1 protein-coding gene is annotated in these 393 nt (G+C 69.0%); it reads right to left on the bottom strand.

What is annotated here, in order from left to right; all coding sequences use genetic code 11:
- Positions 1–393, bottom strand: a 393-nt coding sequence (locus NFJ07_RS25750; RefSeq protein WP_269998945.1) for a DUF222 domain-containing protein, incomplete at both ends; no start/stop codon positions are given.

Here is a 393-nt window from a genome sequence, read left to right on the forward strand (position 1 = left end):
ACCCAGCGTTTGGCCATCCGGGAGACGAAATCGGGATCGCTCTGCATAGCGGTTTGGGTGAGTGACTGTTCCATCTGCAGGGTGGTTTCCTGATCGGCGATGTGTCGTACCTGGTCCAGGGCCGCGCTGATCACGGTGGCCGAACGGGACGGCAGGGCTGCCGTGGAGAGGGCGGCGGCGAGGATTTGGTGGCGTGCGGGTATTTCCTGCCCGGCGATCCCTGTCTGCGGGAGCACGGCGGAGGCCAGCGAAAGCCGGCGCCTGGCCTCGCCGATGCCGATCCGCAGCCGGGCCCGCAGGAATTCGGCCGTGTTCCGGTAACCGTCGTCAACCGCGGCGGCTGCTTCCCTAAGGCCGGGCGCGGGAGCCGGTGCCGGGAGGTCCGGGACGTCC

It is taken from the genome of Arthrobacter sp. B2a2-09 (assembly GCF_027587375.1).
In the GTDB taxonomy this organism is placed as follows: domain Bacteria; phylum Actinomycetota; class Actinomycetes; order Actinomycetales; family Micrococcaceae; genus Arthrobacter.